Source organism: Kitasatospora sp. NPDC004615 (assembly GCF_042873545.1).
Taxonomy (GTDB): domain Bacteria; phylum Actinomycetota; class Actinomycetes; order Streptomycetales; family Streptomycetaceae; genus Kitasatospora.
Genome location: NZ_JBIALQ010000001.1, coordinates 248,255 through 264,951 on the forward strand (window position 1 = coordinate 248,255; position 16,697 = coordinate 264,951).

15 protein-coding genes are annotated in these 16,697 nt (G+C 72.0%); 5 read left to right on the forward strand and 10 right to left on the reverse strand.

The genetic code is table 11. The features are described from left to right. Window positions 1-114 precede the first annotated feature (114 nt). Window positions 115-1,026, forward strand: coding sequence for a PAC2 family protein (locus ACFYS8_RS01190; protein WP_387634044.1), 912 nt, complete (start codon window positions 115-117; stop codon window positions 1,024-1,026). A 114-nt stretch (window positions 1,027-1,140) separates the two neighbouring features. Here the strand turns inward: ACFYS8_RS01190 and mshC are convergent, their stop codons facing one another. The 4 genes from mshC to ACFYS8_RS01210 all read right to left on the reverse strand — a co-directional run bounded on the left by mshC (window position 1,141) and on the right by ACFYS8_RS01210 (window position 4,752). Beyond that, complete coding sequence (gene mshC, locus ACFYS8_RS01195) at window positions 1,141-2,370, reverse strand: cysteine--1-D-myo-inosityl 2-amino-2-deoxy-alpha-D-glucopyranoside ligase (protein WP_387634046.1); 1,230 nt, start codon at window positions 2,368-2,370, stop codon at window positions 1,141-1,143. A gap of 89 nt (window positions 2,371-2,459) precedes the next feature. Then, entirely contained in the window at window positions 2,460-3,296 is an 837-nt protein-coding gene (locus ACFYS8_RS01200) for an SCO1664 family protein (protein ID WP_387636775.1), read from the reverse strand. Between the two features lie 14 nt (window positions 3,297-3,310). Beyond that, window positions 3,311-3,874: a DUF3090 domain-containing protein gene (locus ACFYS8_RS01205; protein WP_387634048.1), complete on the reverse strand. Its 564-nt coding sequence runs from the start codon at window positions 3,872-3,874 to the stop codon at window positions 3,311-3,313. A 182-nt stretch (window positions 3,875-4,056) separates the two neighbouring features. Then, entirely contained in the window at window positions 4,057-4,752 is a 696-nt protein-coding gene (locus ACFYS8_RS01210; protein WP_387634050.1) for a histidine phosphatase family protein, read from the reverse strand. A 62-nt stretch (window positions 4,753-4,814) separates the two neighbouring features. Between ACFYS8_RS01210 and ACFYS8_RS01215 the strand changes: the two genes are divergently transcribed. Continuing rightward, the gene (locus ACFYS8_RS01215; protein ID WP_387634052.1) at window positions 4,815-5,813 is read left to right on the forward strand and encodes a magnesium and cobalt transport protein CorA; all 999 of its coding nucleotides are present in this window, start codon (window positions 4,815-4,817) and stop codon (window positions 5,811-5,813) included. Window positions 5,814-5,890: 77 nt separating this feature from the next. Here the strand turns inward: ACFYS8_RS01215 and ACFYS8_RS01220 are convergent, their stop codons facing one another. The 4 genes from ACFYS8_RS01220 to ACFYS8_RS01235 form a co-directional block, all read right to left on the reverse strand. After that, window positions 5,891-6,646, reverse strand: a complete 756-nt coding sequence (locus ACFYS8_RS01220; protein WP_387634054.1) for a hypothetical protein — start codon at window positions 6,644-6,646, stop codon at window positions 5,891-5,893. A gap of 198 nt (window positions 6,647-6,844) precedes the next feature. After that, complete coding sequence (locus ACFYS8_RS01225) at window positions 6,845-8,026, reverse strand: ALF repeat-containing protein (RefSeq protein ID WP_387634056.1); 1,182 nt, start codon at window positions 8,024-8,026, stop codon at window positions 6,845-6,847. 358 nt (window positions 8,027-8,384) lie between these two features. Continuing rightward, window positions 8,385-8,582, reverse strand: a complete 198-nt coding sequence (locus tag ACFYS8_RS01230) for an MbtH family protein (RefSeq protein ID WP_387634058.1) — start codon at window positions 8,580-8,582, stop codon at window positions 8,385-8,387. Window positions 8,583-8,762: 180 nt separating this feature from the next. Beyond that, window positions 8,763-9,728: an SGNH/GDSL hydrolase family protein gene (locus ACFYS8_RS01235; protein ID WP_387634060.1), complete on the reverse strand. Its 966-nt coding sequence runs from the start codon at window positions 9,726-9,728 to the stop codon at window positions 8,763-8,765. 274 nt (window positions 9,729-10,002) lie between these two features. Here ACFYS8_RS01235 and ACFYS8_RS01240 point away from each other — a divergent pair, with 274 nt between their 5' ends. Then, window positions 10,003-10,638, forward strand: a complete 636-nt coding sequence (locus ACFYS8_RS01240) for a peptidase inhibitor family I36 protein (RefSeq protein ID WP_387634062.1) — start codon at window positions 10,003-10,005, stop codon at window positions 10,636-10,638. Between the two features lie 296 nt (window positions 10,639-10,934). Here ACFYS8_RS01240 and ACFYS8_RS01245 read toward each other — a convergent pair whose 3' ends face one another. Next, window positions 10,935-13,220, reverse strand: coding sequence for a helix-turn-helix domain-containing protein (locus ACFYS8_RS01245; RefSeq protein ID WP_387634064.1), 2,286 nt, complete (start codon window positions 13,218-13,220; stop codon window positions 10,935-10,937). 357 nt (window positions 13,221-13,577) lie between these two features. On the opposite strand from ACFYS8_RS01245, the gene ACFYS8_RS01250 reads away from it, so the two are divergent. Beyond that, window positions 13,578-14,876, forward strand: a complete 1,299-nt coding sequence (locus tag ACFYS8_RS01250; protein ID WP_387634066.1) for a hypothetical protein — start codon at window positions 13,578-13,580, stop codon at window positions 14,874-14,876. 217 nt (window positions 14,877-15,093) lie between these two features. Here the strand turns inward: ACFYS8_RS01250 and ACFYS8_RS01255 are convergent, their stop codons facing one another. Next, complete coding sequence (locus ACFYS8_RS01255; protein ID WP_387634068.1) at window positions 15,094-16,140, reverse strand: LLM class F420-dependent oxidoreductase; 1,047 nt, start codon at window positions 16,138-16,140, stop codon at window positions 15,094-15,096. A 113-nt stretch (window positions 16,141-16,253) separates the two neighbouring features. Here ACFYS8_RS01255 and ACFYS8_RS01260 point away from each other — a divergent pair, with 113 nt between their 5' ends. Beyond that, window positions 16,254-16,631, forward strand: a complete 378-nt coding sequence (locus tag ACFYS8_RS01260) for a hypothetical protein (protein ID WP_387634070.1) — start codon at window positions 16,254-16,256, stop codon at window positions 16,629-16,631. Window positions 16,632-16,697: the final 66 nt, after the last annotated feature.

Below are 16,697 nucleotides of genomic sequence, written 5' to 3' on the forward strand. Positions count from 1 at the left end.
CGGCGTACGCTTGGGCCCCTTGCCCGGCCACGGGTGGCATTCAAAGCCCGTAGGCTGGGCAGGTAGGGACCTGGGGGCGGCAGTGCCCCCGCCACGCACGGAGGGAGATGCCGGGTGATCGAGCTGGAAGACCTGCCCGAGTTGATCGACCCGGTGATGATCTGCGCCTTCGAGGGCTGGAACGACGCCGGCGACGCGGCCTCCGCCGCGCTCGGACACCTCGACGAGACCTGGGGCGGCAAGGTGTTCGCCGCGCTCGACGCCGAGGACTACTACGACTTCCAGGTCAACCGGCCCACCATCTGGCTCGACGGCGGAGTCCGCCGGATCACCTGGCCCACCACCAGACTCTCGGTGGTCCGGGTCACCGAGCCCAAGCCGCGCGACCTAGTGCTCGTCCGCGGCATCGAGCCCAGCATGCGCTGGCGCTCCTACTGCAACGAACTGCTCGGCTTCGCCCACGAGTTGGGCGTCGAACTGGTCGTCGTCCTGGGCGCGCTGCTGGGCGACACCCCGCACACCCGGCCGGTCCCGGTCTCCGGTGTCACCTCCGACGCGACGGTGGCCCGCAGCCTCGACCTCGAAGAGAGCCGCTACGAGGGCCCCACCGGCATCGTCGGCGTCCTCCAGGAGGCCTGCGCCCACGCCGGCGTCCCCGCCGTCACCTTCTGGGCCGCCGTCCCGCACTACGTCTCCCAGCCGCCCAACCCCAAGGCCACCCTGGCCCTGATCAACAAGCTGGAAGACCTCCTCGACCTCCGCATCCCCCCGGGCGAACTCGCCGACGACGCCCGCGCCTGGCAGCTCGGCGTCGACCAGCTCGCCGCGGAGGACTCCGAAGTCGCGGAGTACGTGCAGCAGTTGGAGGAGGCGCAGGACACCGCGGAGTTGCCGGAGGCATCCGGGGACGCGATCGCCCGCGAATTCGAGAGGTACCTGCGGCGCCGCGAGAACCAGGGGCCGAAGGGCGAGAAGCCCATCACGGGGCACGCGACGGAACGGCCCAAGGACGAGGAAGACGAGTAGCCGCACAGCGGATCGGCCCGAGGACGGTGGTTCTGTCCTCGGGCCGATCTGACTGTTGGGTGCCTTCCGCTTCGCGCAGTTCCCCGCGCCCCTGTCTTCGCACCCACCTGCCTTCTACAGGGCTACGCCCAGGAGCGCGTCGACCGCGCGGGAGACCAGGCCCGGGGCGCCGGTGTCCTCGCCGCCGTCCGCGTGGGCGGTCGCCGCCCAGCGGTCCACCGCGGCGAGGGCCGCAGGGGCGTCGAGGTCGTTGGCGAGGGCCTCGCGGAGCTCGGCGAGCAGTGCGGTGGCCGGGGGGCCGTCGGGGCGGGAGACCGCTGCGCGCCAGGTGGCGAGGCGGGTGAGGGCGGTGTCGAGGTCCTCGGCCGTCCATTCCCAGTCGCTGCGGTAGTGGTGGGCGAGCAGCGCGAGCCTGATCGCGGCGGGGTCGATGCCGTCGCGTCGCAGGGCCGAGACGAACACCAGGTTGCCCCGGGACTTGGACATCTTGTGGCCGTCGAGGCCGACCATCCCGGCGTGCACGTAGGCGCGGGCGTAGGGGTGGGTGCCGAGGGCGACCTGGGCGTGCGAGGCGCCCATCTCGTGGTGCGGGAAGGACAGGTCGCTGCCGCCGCCCTGGAGGTCGAACTCCATGCCGAGGTACTTGAGCGCGATGGCGACGCACTCGATGTGCCAGCCGGGCCGGCCGTGGCCCAGTTCGGTGTCCCAGGCGGGTTCGCCGGGGCGGGCGGCGAGCCAGAGCAGCGCGTCGAGGGGGTTCTTCTTGCCGGGACGCTCGGGGTCGCCGCCGCGTTCGGCGAAGATCGGCAGCATCTGTTCGCGGGTGAGCCCGGAGACCTCGCCGAAGTGCGGGTCGGACTCGACGGAGAAGTAGATGTCGCCGTCGACCTCGTAGGCGGCGCCGGAGGCGAGCAGCTGCTGCACCAGCGGGACGATCCACGGGATGGATTCGACGGCGCCGATGTAGTGCGCGGGCGGGAGCATCCGCAGCGCGGTCATGTCCTCGCGGAACAGCGCGGTTTCGCGGGCGGCGAGTTCGGTCCAGTCCTGGCCGGTGGCGACGGCACGCTCCAGGAGCGGGTCGTCGACGTCGGTGACGTTCTGGACGTACAGGACGTCGTGGCCGGCGTCCTTCCAGACCCGCTGGACCAGGTCGAAGGTGTTGTAGGTGGCTGCGTGGCCCAGGTGGGTCGCGTCGTAAGGGGTAATGCCGCAGACGTAGAGCCGGGCGGTCGGGCCCGTGGGAACGACCTCTCGGACACTGCTCGTGGCGGTGTCGTAAATGCGCAGGGGAAGCCCCTGACCGGGCAGGGCGGGAACCTCGGAAGTGGGCCAGGCATGCATGGCACCGACTCTAACCGTGCACTGATTTGAAAGACCAACCTGTTGGCATGATCGGCTTGATTCCGCTTGTTCTCTGTTTCGGATCGGTATCAGACCGGCGGCCAGGGAATAGACGGCCAGTCAGCCGACGGCAGCGGATGCCGTCCGGAGGCCAGCAGCGCGCCGGTCCGGGCTCGCAGCGCGTCGAGTTCGACGGGGGTCAGGTGCGGGCGCAGCCGCTCGCCGAGGGCGCCGTCGAGGTCGGTGGCGAGCCGGCCGAGGACGTCGAGGGCCTCGGCGGTGAGCGGGCGGTCGGCCCAGCCCCACAGCAGGGTGCGGAGTTTGGGCTCGGTGTGGAAGGTGACGCCGTGGTCGATGCCGTAGATCCGGCCGTCGGCGGCGGGCAGCCAGTGGCCGCCCTTGCGGTCGGCGTTGTTGAGGACGGCGTCCAGCACGGCGAGCCGGCGCAGCCGTTCGTCGTCGCGGTGCACCAGCCAGGCCTGGCGTCCGGCGTCGACCTCGGCGCGGACGATGGGGAGCCAGCCGTCGGCGGGCCCGTCCAGGGGCTGGAGGTCGAGGAGTTCGGGGGCGTCCGGGTCGGGTTCGATCCACAGCTGGACCATGCCGGGGCCGGCCGGGCCGTCACGCAGGACGGTCGGCGGGATCAGCTGCCAGCCGGTGGCGGCGGAGACCTCGTGGGCGGCGGTCTCCCGACCGGCCAGGGTGCCGTCGGGGAAGTCCCACAGCGGGCGTTCGCCGGCGACGGGCTTGTACACGCAGGGGGCGGTGACGCCGTCCAGCGTGGCGGTGCAGTAGAGGACGGCGTTGGAGGCGTCGGTGACCCGGCCGTGGACGGCCAGCGCGCCCTCGCGCAGCAGGGCGAGGGCGGCGGGGGTGTCGGCGGCCAGTGCGGCGCTGGTGGCCGGGTCGGTGCCGGGGGCTTCCACGGCGCGCTGCTCGTTCAGCGCCGGTAGCCGTTCGCGCGGGGGCACAGGTGGCCCTCGGGGTCGAGCGGCAGGTTGCAGAACGGACAGGGCTTGCGGCCCGCCTCGACCAGGTCGAGGGCGCGCTTGGCGAACACCCGGGCCATCGCGCCGCTGAGCCGCACCCGCAGCAGGTCGGGGCCGTTCTCGTCGTCGAAGACCTCGATCTCGTCCTCGTCCTCGGACTCCTCGACGTACGCCTGCGCCTCGATCACCAGGCACTCCTCGCGGGCGTCCCAGGCGAGGGCCATGGTGCCGACCCGGAACTCCTGCTCCAGCGGCAGGTCGAGCGGGGCTGCGTCGAGCAGGTCGACGGGCGCGGCGGCCGGGATGGAGGCGTCGCCGCCGCTGCGCCGCAGCGCCTCGTCGAGGACTTCCTCGATGCGTTCGGCGAGGGCGGCGACCTGGGCCTTCTCCAGCAGGACGCTGGTGATCCGGCCGCGCGAGGAGGCCTGCAGGTAGAACGCCCGGGCTCCGGGCTGGCCAACGGTGCCGGCCACGAACCGCTCGGGCTGGTCGTAGAAGTGGACCTGACGGGACACGCTGCTCGCTCCGGTACGGGGGTGTGCGGTCTTCTCGCCTCTCACCCTACGGCCAAACGGGCCTGCCGTGGGGCGCGGGTGGCGCGGATTCCCGGTGGGGACGGTGGGGCTGGTGCGGTGCCGGCCCGGCCGGGCTCAGACGGTGCCGGCGTCACCGCCGAGCGGCGCCGGCCCGGCCGGGCTCAGACGGTGCCGGTGTCGCCGCCGACCACCGCGTCGTCGCCGGCCGAGTGGCCGTGCGGGCGCGGGGCGAGCGAGGCCAGGGTGCCGGTGTCGCCGAGGCGCAGCAGGTACGGGCGGTTCGGGGTGTAGCGGATCGCGGTGACGGAGCACGGCTCGACGGAGATCCGCTGGAAGTGGTCGAGGTGCAGGCCGAGGGCGTCCGCGACGATCGCCTTGATCACGTCGCCGTGGGTGGCGACCGCCCAGAGCGCGTCCGGGCCGTGTTCGACGGCGATCTTCTCGTTCCACTCGCGGACGGCGTCCACGGTGCGGTGGCTGAGCGTGCGCAGCGATTCGCCGCCGGGGAAGGCCGCGCCCGAGGCGTGGTCCTGGACGGTGCGCCAGAGCGGCTCGTCGGCGAGTTCGGACAGCGGGCGGCCGGTCCAGTCGCCGTAGTGGCATTCGCCGAGCCGCTCGTCGAGGTCGGGCGGGCCGAGTTCGGGGCGGGCGGCGACCAGCGGTTCCAGGGTCTGGCGGCAGCGCTCCAGCGGGCTGCTGACCAGGCGGGCGACGGGCAGTCCGGCCAGCCGTTCGGGCAGGGCGGCGGCCTGCGCGCGGCCGGTGTCGTCCAGGTCGACGCCGGGTGTCCAGCCGGCCAGGATTCCGGCGGTGTTGGCGGTGGAGCGGCCGTGGCGCACGAGCAGCAGGGTGGGCATACCGCAAGCGTACGGGGTGCACCCCTCCCGGCGGCCCGGGGGTTCGGGTCACAATGGCGGGCATGATCGTGGATTGCGGCACTTACCGGGACGGGCGGCGCACCGAGGGACCGGAGGACTTCTCGGACGCGCTGGAGGCGGTCCGAGCGTCCGGCGACGGCTTCGTGTGGATCGGCCTGGCGGACCCGACGAGGGCCGAATTCGACCATGCCGTCGACGAGTTCGGCCTGCACCCGCTGGCGGTCGAGGACGCGTTGACGGCGCATCAGCGCCCGAAGGTGGACATCTACCAGGACTCGGTGTTCACCGTTCTGAAGACCGCCGGGTACCACCCGAAGGACGAGTCGGTCTCCATCGGCGAGCTGATGATATTCCTGGGCGACTCGTACGTGATGACGGTCCGCCACGGGCCGGAGAGCCCCCTCAAGGACCTGCGGGCCGACCTCGAGAAGCAGCCCGAACTGCTCGCCCACGGCCCCGCCGCCGTGCTCTACGCGATCTGCGACATGGCGGTCGACCAGTACCTCGACGTGGCCACCGAACTCCAGACGGACCTGGACGAGTTGGAGGCCGAGATCTTCTCCCCCGGCCGGGTCCGCGGCGCCGCCGAGCGCATCTACGCCTTCAAACGGCAGGTGGTGAACTTCCGCAAGGCCACCTACCCGCTGATGGAGCCCGCCCTGCGCTTCACCCGGACCGGCACCGCCGTCGGCGAGGTCAGGGTGCCCTTCGTCCCCGCCGAACTGCGCCCCTACTTCCGGGACGTCGCCGACCACCTGGCCAAGGTCAACGAGGTGGTGGAGAGCCTGGACCGGCTGCTCTCCGACATCCTCTCCGCCAACCTCGCCCAGGTCAGCGTCCAGCAGAACGACGACATGCGGAAGATCTCCGCCTGGGCCGCCCTGGCCGCCGTCCCCACCATGATCGCCGGCATCTACGGCATGAACTTCGAGCACATGCCGGAACTCAGCCAGCCCTGGGGCTACCCCGCCGCGCTGGCCGTGATGGGCGGCGTCTGTGTCGTCCTGCACCGCCTGTTCAAACGCGCGGGCTGGCTGTAGGCGCACCCGCCGAAGGCCGAAAGGCCCGGCGGGGGTGCCGGGCCTTCGGGCCGATCGTCGGGACTGCCGCGGCCGACTCAGAAGCCGTTGGCGGCGTCGCGGGCCTGGGCCTCGGCCAGGCCGACGAGCAGGACGTGGCGCAGGAACGCGGAGTCGTTCGAGCTCAGGGCCTCGTTGACGAGCTTCTTGACCTCGGGGCCGCCGAGGTACATGGCCCGGGCAAGCCGCACCCGGATGTCGCTGTCGCCGATGGTGTCCAGGCCGGCCTGGAACGCCGCGAAGTCGTCCGCGCTCAGCGCCTGGGTGGCGGCCTCGGTGAGGGTGAGCGAGCTGCCCGGCCGGATCAGCCGGTCGATCACCTTCCGCCAGCGCTCGTCGTCGAGGAGCTGCGGGTACTCGACGTCGAGGAAGTAGTCGATCTCCGCGTCGCCGCCGCTCAGCGCCCTGTTCGCGGCCGCCGCGATCGGGCTGCCGGGCGTGGCCTTGGAGAGGATCACGGCCACCTTGACGCGCCTGTCGTCGCGGATGATCTGCGGCATCTCGACCTCGAGGAAGCGCTTGACGTCCTCGGCCGTGCCTGCCATCACCGCCTGGGCGTGCTCGTAGAAGTACCGGCTGTGCCCGGGCTCCGCGATCACTGCCGCCAGCCGCGCCCGCAGCTCGATCTCCTCCTCCGGCGTGATGTCGGAGGAGAGCACGGACCCGGCGGCCGACTGTGACTGCGCGGCGGGCGCGGGCGTGGTGTCGGCCAGGGCCGGGGTGGCGCCGAGGACGGTCGGGACGGAGACCGCCGCGACGAGAACGGTGGTGGCGATCGAACGGCGAATGTTCAAGGTTCCCCCCAAGGAACAGCGCTCCATAAGACGCGTCGTCCGCCGCTGTGACGCGCTGTCACGGCGACGGACGAGGTGATCGTATCGAAACCACTTGCCCACTGCGGGGTTTTCTTGCCTTTTCCTTTACCTACTGTTCGACGCCGCGAGGGGGGTGCTGTGGGGCCGGGCCGACCCGAGCGTTCGACAGGCGGAGCGTCAGGACTGCCGCTGGCGGCGGCGACGGGCGGCCACCAGGGCGCTGCCGAGGGCCACGGAGGCCGCGCCGGTGGCAGCCAGGGTGCCGAGCGGGGCGTCGACGCCGGTGGAGGCGAGGGTGCCCGTGCCGGAGGTGCCCGTGCCGGAGGTGTTGGTACCGGAGGTGTTGGTACCCGTGCCGGTGCCGGTCTGGGTCGTGTCGGACGCCGGGGTGACGGTGGTGCCGCCGCCCTGGCCGCCCTGGTTCGGGGTGGTGCCGCCGCCGGTGCCGTCGTTTCCGCCGGTGTTGCCGTCGTTTCCGCCGGTGTTGCCGCCGGTGCCGCCGGTGTTGCCGTCGTTTCCACCGGTGCCGCCGCCGTTGTTGCCGCCGCCCGTCTCCTGGGCGTTGGCGGTGTCCCGGGCCTGGGCCTCGGCCAGGCCGGTGAGCAGGAAGGTGTGCAAGGCCTCGGAGGTGTTCGCGTCCAGGGCCTCACCGGCGGCCTTCCGGACCTCGGGCCCGCCCAGCGACATGGCCTGGGAGAGCCACAGCCGGGCGTCGTCGTCACTGACGTTCTTCAGGTCGGACCGGAAGGCCTCGGCATCGTCCGCGCTCAGCACCTGGGCGGCAGCCTCGGTGATGGTGAGCGAGCTGCCCGGCCGGACCAGCTGGTGGAGCACCTTCCACCAGCGGTCGTTGGCGAGCAGCCTCGGGGCCTCGACCTCCAGGAAGTGGTCGATCGCCGCGTCGTCGCCGTCCAGCGCCTTGCTCGCGGCCTCCGCCAGGCGGCTGCCCGGCGTGGCCTGCTCCAGGATCTGCGAGACCCGGACGCGCTTGTCGCTGCGGATGATCTGCGCCATCTCGACGTCCAGGAAGTGCTTGACGTCCTCGGCCGTGCCGGCCATCGCCGCCTTGGCGTGCTCGTAGAAGTACCGGCTGTGCCCCGGCTCCTCGATCACCTTGGCCAGCCGGGCCCGCAGTTCGGCTTCCTCCTCCGGCGAGATGACGGTGGAGGGCGCGGGCGTGGCGGGGCCGGTCTCCGCCGGGGCGTCCGCCGCCGGGACATCGGCAACGGGCGCGTCCGGCTGAGACTGGCCGGTGGGGGCGGGCGCGCTGTCGGCAAGGGCGGGGGTGGAGCCGAGGACGGTCGGAGCGGAGACCGCGGCAACGAAGACGGCGGTGGCGATCGAACGGCGTATGCTCAAGGGTCCCCCAAGGAACGGTGGTTCAGAGGTGCGTCCGCCCTTCGCCGGAGCGCACTGCCACGGCGGCGAACGCGGGTGATCGTATCGGAACCACTTACCCCGTCAAAACGCTTTCTTGCCAGCACCTTTACTCGTTGTTCGAGGGCCGGTGTTCGATCCGTCCAGGGCCGGACCCGGCCTCTCCGGGGCGTCACCTCCCGTGCGCCGCACGGCGATCCGCCCGTCGAGCGCCCGGGCGGCCCGGCGGCTGGACGAACCCCCCGCCAGGAGGCAGCACTTCGCCCCGGCGAGGCTCCGAAGGGCCTGACCGGGGCGAGTGTCGGGCCGGCGGTTCTCGCGCGCCCCGGGGCAGCTGCGCCTAGCCCATCGACTCCCGCAGGGAACGGGGGCGCATGTCCGTCCACACCTCCTTGATGTAGGCCATGCACTCCTCCTTGGTGCCGGTCTTGCCCGCGGCCTTCCAGCCGGGCGGAAGCTCCCGGCCCGCGGGCCAGAGCGAGTACTGCTCTTCGTCGTTGGACGTGACCTGGTAGGTCACCTCGTCGTCCTCGGCCATGTCGGTCTCCGTTTCGTGCGGGTCAATGCCGACCCGAGCATTGCCCGTCGCGGTCACCCCGTACAGCCACGGTCAGCAGTTCGAGTGATCCATTGGAGATCTACTGAGAAACGGAACTGAAGTGCGGTAGAGGGCCGACCGTACGGCGGGCGCCACCGCTGCGCGGAGATCGGGTGCGGGTCAGCCGAGGGCGTTCAGCATCGCGTCTTCGACGTGGTCGGCGGCGTTGCGGTGGCCGCGGGCGTTGGGGTGCACGAGGGACAGCTGGTCGGGGGGAGTGATGAAGCCTTCCACCCACTTGCCGGAGTCGCAGACGCTGTGGTCCTGCGAGGAGTCGTAGAGGTTGACGAAGCTCGCCGTCTTCTGTGTGCCGGTCGACTTCTCAATGGTCCTGTTGAGGGGTTCCAGAACGTCCTGGCGCAGCCAGTCCAGGTCCCCCTGGGTGACCGAGCCGAACTGGGACAGGTCGTTGTAGCGGCACTTGGAGGTGTCCTTGGGAACGACAGTGGGGTAGCCGACGGTCAGGATCTTCGCGTGCGGGGCTCGCTCGTGAAGCACGGCGAGCATTCGGTCGTACTGCTCGCGCACCTTGTTCAACCGGGCCGGGATACCGGCGGCCAGTTCGTCCTTGCACGGGGTGCCCACGCCACCGCTCCCCTGGCCCAGCTCCGCGCACTTGGTGACGAACTCACCGAAGCCGAGGGTGTTTCCTCCCACGCCGACGGTGATGATGTCGGTGTTCGGGCCGACCGCCGCGGACTGCGGCGGGACCGGGGGGAACGGGTAGTCCGGATCCTCGGAGAACGGCGGCAGGTGACGGCCGAGCGGCTCCTGGGCTTCGTCGGTGACGTTCGCAATGGTGGCTGCGCCGCAGCTGACGTTGGTCAGCTCGACGAGCGAGCCGAGGTCACGGTCGATGACCTGCGGGTAGGACTGGTCGGTGCGCTCGCAGCCGTCCCGGGGGATCTCGAAGACGTCGCCGGCGGCGGGGATGACCCCGGCGGTGTACGAGTCACCCAGGGCGACCCACTGCCGGTCTACGGCGGCGGCAGGTTGCGCCCCGGCGAACTGCGCGGGGACGACAGCGCCGGCGGCAAGCGCTGCGGCCGAGCCGATCAGCGTCAGACGGGTACGGAAGCGCGCCACGAGTCCTCCAGAGATTTTGGCAGTTGGCACCGATTTGCCCGAAAAAGAGAGGCCGCCGCCGAATGTACTGGAGTGAACACAGGAAGTCATGAATGCGCCGCGAGCGAGCGAGCGCGCCTTCATCGGAGACCGCGCATACGCGACAATCGGCAAGGCATTAAATCATTCCCGCCAAAGTGGTAATTAACTACTTATCAATTTCTTCGCGACTTCGGTTCGCCGACCCCCTCCATGCAGACGGATCACTTTCACCCCTGCGACCGCAAGGATGTGCATGCGTACGTCAGCGATTCATCGCGCAGCCGCCACCACAGTGCTCCTGCTGGCCGCCACCCTGCCGGCGATTTCGTCGCCCGCCCACGCGGCCAACGACGTCTGCCCCGATGTCGGAATGTGCTTCTGGTCCGAGAAGGACTTCCAGGGCCAGTTCAGGCGGGAGGGCCTGCCCATGGGGCGGTGCTTCGAGTTCCAGTCCAACTGGCGCGACGGAACCCGCTCCAGGACCTTGTCCTTCTGGAACCAGACCCGCTTCCAGCTTGAGGCCTACAAGAACACCGACTGCTCCGGGCCGCCCAATTCCGTCTACCCGCCCGACACCGGAACGGGAAATCTCCACTCGGACCTACTGAGGTTCCGCCTGGCACCGGTCTGCCCGTTCAACAAGACCTGCTTCTACCAGAACAGCGACTACACCGGCAAAATGTGGACCCGGGCACCCGAGTACTTCGGCCGCTGCATGGACGCGGCCAGCGCCGACGAAGTGCCCGCCCGCTCCGTCTACAACTTCCGCGGCTGGCCGATCGAGGTCTTCAAGGGCGACCACTGCATCGTCACGTACATCGAGGTGGCCAAGTGGTCGTTCAAGCCGACCGGGTTCGATGCCGGGGCCTTCAAGATGCTCGACGGATAGCACCGCATCCCTGCGCAGGACGAGAGCGCCCACGGCGAAGGGCGCGAGGCACAGCACTGCCACCGCCAGGCCGGTGGTGGTGGCGATGACCTTCTGCCACCAGTTCGTCTGGACACAGACCTCCGAGGTGTCCGTGCGTTGCTTGATGTCGAACTGACAGGCCGTCGCCCCGATGCCCACGGCGTTCGCACCGGTCGGCGGCGTGAACCCGGCGATGACCAGCGCGAGCGCCACCGCGACTGCCATGGTGCGGAACTCGTTCCACCTCGACCTTCGCCATCCTCGCTTTCGGGGGTTCAGCCCGCAGGTTCGGTGGCCGACTTGTGCAGCAGGTCGGCCGCTTCGGTGTGGCGCCGGTGGTTGAGGCCGACGAGCGCGCGGTGGGCCGTGGTCAGCTCGGCCCGGGCCTCGTCGCGGTGTCCCTGGTGGTGCAGGGCGACGGCGAGGTCGAGCCGGACGGGCTCGCTCCAGGCCGGCATGTCGAGCGACTCGAACGCGGCCAGCGCCCGGCGCAGCGGCGGCTCGGCTTCGCTCCAGCGGGTCAGGGCGGCCAGGTCGCAGCCGAGTTGGTGCTCGGTGATGGCGAGGTAGACGGTGTGGAGTGTGGGGGTCTGGCCGGGGATCCCGGCGTGGCAGATGGCTTCGCTGCGGCGGTGGACCGTGAGCGCCTCTCCGGCTTCGCCCGCGTCGCGCAGCAGGGTGCCGAGGGCGTTCCAGGCGCTCACTTCCGCGAGCCGGCTGCGCGGGTCGGGATTGCGCCGGTGGCAGTCGGCGGCGGACCGCATCCGGGCGGTGGCCTCCTCCGTGCGGCCCAGGCGGTGCAGGGCTCCGGCTCCGTAGCCGAGGGCCCAGCCCTGTTGCAGGCGGTCTCCGGCGGCGAGCGCGGCGGCGAGGGCCCGGTCGGCGGTCTCCAGGGCCCGCTGGTGGTCGTAGGTGCGGAGGTTGTGCGCCCAGGCCAGGTAGTTGAGGTGGGCGGCCTGCTCGGCGCGGGAGCCGATGGCTTCGGCCGATGCCGCCGACAGCTCGAACACCTCGGTCCACTGCTCCCAGTGCTGGGTGCGGTCGGAGAACCAGTGCATGGCCTCGGCGGTGTCCACGACCTCGCGGTGCAGCCCGCGGTCGTGGGCGTGCCGCAGGGCCCACAGCCACTGCTCCCGTTCGGCCTCCAGCCAGGCGCGGGCCTGTCCGGCGTCGGTCGGTGCGGTGGACGGGTCGGGATCGCGCACGGCGGGGCGGTCGTGTTCGGCGTCGAAGTGCGCGGCGGCGGCCTCGGCCCGGGCCAGCAGCCGGCGGGCGGCCTGCGACCGGATCCGTTCGATCGCGGCGGGGTCGTCCTCCTCGGCGAGCTGCTCGGCCGCGAACAGGCGCAGCAGGTCGTGGAAGCGGTAGCGGTCCGGCTGCGGGGTGGCTTGCAGCAGTCCCTGCTGTTCGAGGTCCTCGGCCAGTTGCCGTGCTCGGCGCAGCGGCAGGTCGGCGAGCAGGGCGAGGGTGTGGGCGCTGAAGTCCGGTCCTTGCGCGAGCGCGGCGCGACGCAGCAGTGTGCGTGCGGGGGGCGCGAGGCGGCGGTAGGAGAGGGCGAACGCCGCGCGGACTTCCAGGCTGCCGGCGCGAAGGGCGTCCAGCCGTCTTTCCTCGTCGGTGAGGTGCGACACGAGGGTGCCGACGCGTTCGGCCGGTCGCGCGGCCAGCCGTTGGCCGGCCACCCGGATGGCCAGCGGCAGCCGGCCGCACAGGTCGGCGAGATCGCGGGCGGCCTGTTCCTCGGCGGCGACCCGGTCGGCGCCGAGGATGCGGGTCAGCAGGCGGACGGCCTCCTCCCGGCGCAGCAGGCCGAGGTCCGTCCGGTGCGACGACTCCAGACCGGCCAGCGAGTGCCGGCTGGTCACCAGGGTCAGTGAGGTGCCCCGGTCGGGCAGCATCGGGCGTACCTGGTCCTCGTCCGCGGCGTTGTCGAGGAGGATGAGCAGCCGGCGGTCCGCCGTGAGGGTGCGCCACAGGCCTGAGCGTTCCTCGGTGCTGCGGGGAATGGCGCTCTCGTCCACCGCGAGGGCGCGCAGGAGCCGGGCCAGTGCCTCGCGCGGGTCGGTCGGCCGCTCGTCCGTGCCGCGCAGGTCGAGGCCGAGCTGGCCGTCCGGGTAGTCGGGTGCGAGCAGGTGGGCGACGTGGACGGCGAACGCGCTCTTGCCCAGGCCCGGTTGACCGGTGATCAGGGCGACGGGGGCCGGGCCGTGGTCCGTGTGGGAGGCCAACTCCCGCACGCTGTCCAGTGCTTCGGTACGCGCGGTGAAGTCCCGCAGGTCGCGGGGCAGGGCGAGCGTACCGGCGAGCGGTGCCGCGGGCACGGCGCGCGGGCGGCCCAGTGCTGCGGCGGCCTCCAGTGCGCGGGCGTCGTCCGGGTCCAGGGCCAGGGCCCGGGTGAGTGCCTCGACGGTGCGGCGCTGCGGCCCGCGGGCCCTGCCGCGTTCCAGGTCGGCGACGGTGCGCACGCCGAGCCCGGCGGCGTGCGCGAGGTGTTCCTGGCTTTGGCCCGCGCGCAGTCGCAGTCGGCGCAGCAGTGCGCCGAACTCGCCGGGGCCGCTCACGGCCGGACGGCGCGCATGATGCGCGGCGCCTTGCGGGTGGGCTGCACGACGGGCTCCTTACGGCGGGCGCCGGGACGGTTCGAGGACTGCGCCCCTGACCGTGGTGCCGGCCGCCTGCGCGGGTCGCGGCGGCGACTCTGTTGGCGCGTCGGCGGATGATGCGTCAGGAACATACCAGCGCGGCGCGCACCGGCAGGAATCGGCGACCCGTACTTCTGCCGGTGGTTCCGCCGGGACGCGGGTGGTCGGGCCGGATACCTTCGCTCCTGCTCGAACCCGCTTCTCCGGACGGCTTGTTCCGGGCGCGGTGGCGGCCGGGCGCCGTCGTGGACCGTTCGCAGTCGGAGGTACCAGTCCGTGGCCGTTGAGCTCCCCGAGCCGCTTCAGTGGGTCCTGCTCCTGCTGGCGGGTTGCCGCTGGCCGGAGGCGGACGAGGACCGGTTGCGGGAGATGGCCGAGCACTGCCGCCGGGCGGCCGAGGGGCTCAAGGAGGCTGCGCAGGGCGCGGATTCGGCGGTTCGGCGTGCTCTCGACGGGCAGCAGGGTGCCGCTGCCGATGCGCTGGGCGCGTACTGGGTCAGGTTCTCGGTCGGATCGGGCAGCGTGGACGACCCGGGCCGGCTCGGTGGTGTGGTCAACGCGCTGGACGGGATGGGCGACCTGCTGGAGCAGGTCGCCAACGCGGCGGAGACGGCGAAGATCCAGATCGTCGCACAGCTGGGCATCCTGGCGTTCGAGATCGCCACCGCCGAGGCCGAGGCTCCGGTGACCGCCGGTGCTTCGATGGCGCAGATACCGGCGTTCGTCGCGGCGGGCCGGATGGCGGTTTCGACGGTTTTGAAGACGCTGTTGAAGGAGACGCTGGCGATGGCGGCCAGGCAGGCCGCCCAGATGGCCGCGATCGACCTGCTCGCCCAGGGCATCGAGCTCGCCGAGGGGCACCGCCGGAACATCGACCTGAAGGAGCTGGGCCAGAACGCCCTCGCCGGCGCGATCGGCGGTGCCTCCGGTCACCTGGTCGGCAAGGGGCTGGGCGGCGCGGCCGGCCGGCTCGGCCTGGGCAGCGCCGCGCGGTCGCTGCCCGGGAAGGCCGCGATCGGCGCGGCCACCGGGGTCGGCGCCGACGCCGCCACCCAGTACCTGACCACCGGCAAGGTCGACACCTCCTCCCTGCTCGGCTCCGGCCTCTCCGGCGGCGCGGGCGCGAGCCTGCACGCCGGCGCCGCCTCGGCCAAGCACCATAGCGCCCCGCCCGGCCCCGGCGGCGGCCCGCACCCCGGCCTCACCCATGGCGGCGAGGACGGAAACCAGGACCGCCCACCGAAGTTCGGAAAGCCCAGCGCCTTCTCCGGCAGCGGCAGTTACCACGGTCCCACCCAGTCCGGCGGCGGGAGCGGCGAGGCTCTTGCTCGTGGCTTTCCGTACGATCCGGTCGAGCCCGCACCTCGACCTGGCCGTGGGCCCCGAGAGGAACCGGAAGTCCGCTACGACCGCCACCACGAAGACGGTCCCGGCGGCATGATGCCGAGAAGAGACCGGGATGATCGGCCCCATCAGGGCGGTGGTGCTCCCGACGGCGGTCTGGCCGGTCGTGGTCCTCGACCCGATCGGGGTGACAGAGAGGATCGCACCAGACCTGATGCCTCACGTGCCTGACGGCCTGTCGCAATGCGCCGTCAGCAACCGGCTGCGCATTTCGGGTGCGACGGCCGGCGGGCGAGACCTCCGCCCCACCAGCGGCCCGGAGCCGGCTCGCTGGGGCGTGAACCTGTCGAGGCCCGGGTCTCGCGGAACTGCCGTGCGGGGCAGCCCTGGAGGCATCCGTGCGGAGCGCTTCCGGGGCAGACCCCGTCCGTCGGCGATCCCCGCTGCGTCAGGCGAGGCCGGCCCGCTCCAGGGCGTCAACTCCCGTGCGCAGGGCGGCGATCCGCTCGTCGAGCGTCCAGCCTGCGGGAGCAAGGGTCAAGGTGGTGACGCCGGCGGCGGCGTAGGCCTGCATGCGGTCGGCGATGCGGGCGGTGTCGCCGAGGAGGGCGGTGGCGTCGATGAAGTCGTGCGGGACGGCGGCCGCGGCGCCGGGCTTGTCGTGGGCGAGGTAGCGGGTCTGGACTTCGTCGGCGGCCTGCTCGAAGCCCATCCGGCGGGCGAGCTGACTGTAGAAGTTCTTCTCTTTGCTGCCCATGCCGCCGAGGTAGAGGGCGGTGTAGTCGCGCAGGGTGTCGGCGGCGGCGTGGATGTCGTCGCCGACCGCGATGTTGACGGTGGGGCAGAGGTCGAAACCGTCCAGACCGAGGCCGGCCTTGGCGCGGCCGGCGGCGAGGGCGTCCACGGAGAGCGCGGCGTGTTCGGGGGAGAAGAACAGGCCGAGCCAGCCGTCGGCGATCTCGCCGGTGAGTTCGAGGTTCTTCGGGCCCATCGAGGCGATGTACAGCGGGATGCGCTCGCGCACCGGGTGGACGGTGAGCTTGAGCGCCTTGCCGGGCCCGCCGGGCAGCGGCAGCGTCCAGTTGGCGCCGTCGTGGACCAGCCGCTCGCGGGACATCGCCTTGCGGATGATCTCCACGTACTCGCGGGTGCGGGCCAGCGGCTTGTCGAACCTGACGCCGTACCAGCCCTCGGAGACCTGCGGGCCGGAGACGCCGAGGCCGAGCCGGAAGCGGCCGCCGGAGAGGGTGTCGAGGGTGGCGGCGGTCATCGCGGTCATCGCGGGGGTGCGGGCCGGGATCTGGAAGATCGCGGAGCCGACGTCGATCCGTTCGGTCTTCGCGGCGACGTACGACAGCACGGTGGCGGCGTCCGAGCCGTACGCCTCGGCGGCCCAGCAGACCGCGTAGCCGAGGCGGTCCGCCTCCTGGGCGACGGCGATGTTGTCGGCGTCCAGGCCGAGTCCCCAGTAGCCGAGGTTGATCCCGAGTCGCATGTGCCCACTGCCTTCCGGTCCAGGTGGTGCGGTGAGAGTAGCCCCCGTGTCGGCGGTCACACTACTGGCCGGTAGCTGTGTTGTCCCCCACACCGCCCTGACCTGCTGCCCGGATGCCCAAGAAGCGACCACCCGCCCCGACCTTCGCCGACCTGGTGGCGGCCATGCCCGCACCGCCGGAGGACAAGCCCGAGGTCTCCTGCCACCCGATGCCCGTCGCCGACGGCTGCCACTGGCGTCTCACCCGCGGACCGCTGGACCCCCGCCGGGCCAAGCGGCTCGCCGTCACCGCCGACCGGACGTCGATGGGAGTGGCCTACGACGACCGGGCCGGGCAGTGGCTCCCCCGCTTCCTCGGGGCGGACGATCGCCCGGCCGCCTGGCTGGCGGCGCGGGCCCGGTTCGGCGCCGCCGAGCTGCCCATCCACGAAACGCACGAGTTCACCGACGGCGACGGCCACGTCCTGCTGTTCGTCGAGACGTACTGCTGAGCCTGTCGGCCGGGCGGGTCGTCCCGGGCGGCAACCGGTTTCGCCGCTACTCTCACGCACGTGGGG

Coding starts and splice junctions, on each gene's coding strand:
- ACFYS8_RS01240 (WP_387634062.1), top strand. CDS start 10,003: ATGCGTACGTCAGCGATTCATCGCGCAGCCGCCACCACAGTGCTCCTG.
- ACFYS8_RS01230 (WP_387634058.1), bottom strand. CDS start 8,582: ATGGCCGAGGACGACGAGGTGACCTACCAGGTCACGTCCAACGACGAA.
- ACFYS8_RS01255 (WP_387634068.1), bottom strand. CDS start 16,140: ATGCGACTCGGGATCAACCTCGGCTACTGGGGACTCGGCCTGGACGCC.
- ACFYS8_RS01210 (WP_387634050.1), bottom strand. CDS start 4,752: ATGCCCACCCTGCTGCTCGTGCGCCACGGCCGCTCCACCGCCAACACC.
- ACFYS8_RS01260 (WP_387634070.1), top strand. CDS start 16,254: ATGCCCAAGAAGCGACCACCCGCCCCGACCTTCGCCGACCTGGTGGCG.
- ACFYS8_RS01215 (WP_387634052.1), top strand. CDS start 4,815: ATGATCGTGGATTGCGGCACTTACCGGGACGGGCGGCGCACCGAGGGA.
- mshC (WP_387634046.1), bottom strand. CDS start 2,370: ATGCATGCCTGGCCCACTTCCGAGGTTCCCGCCCTGCCCGGTCAGGGG.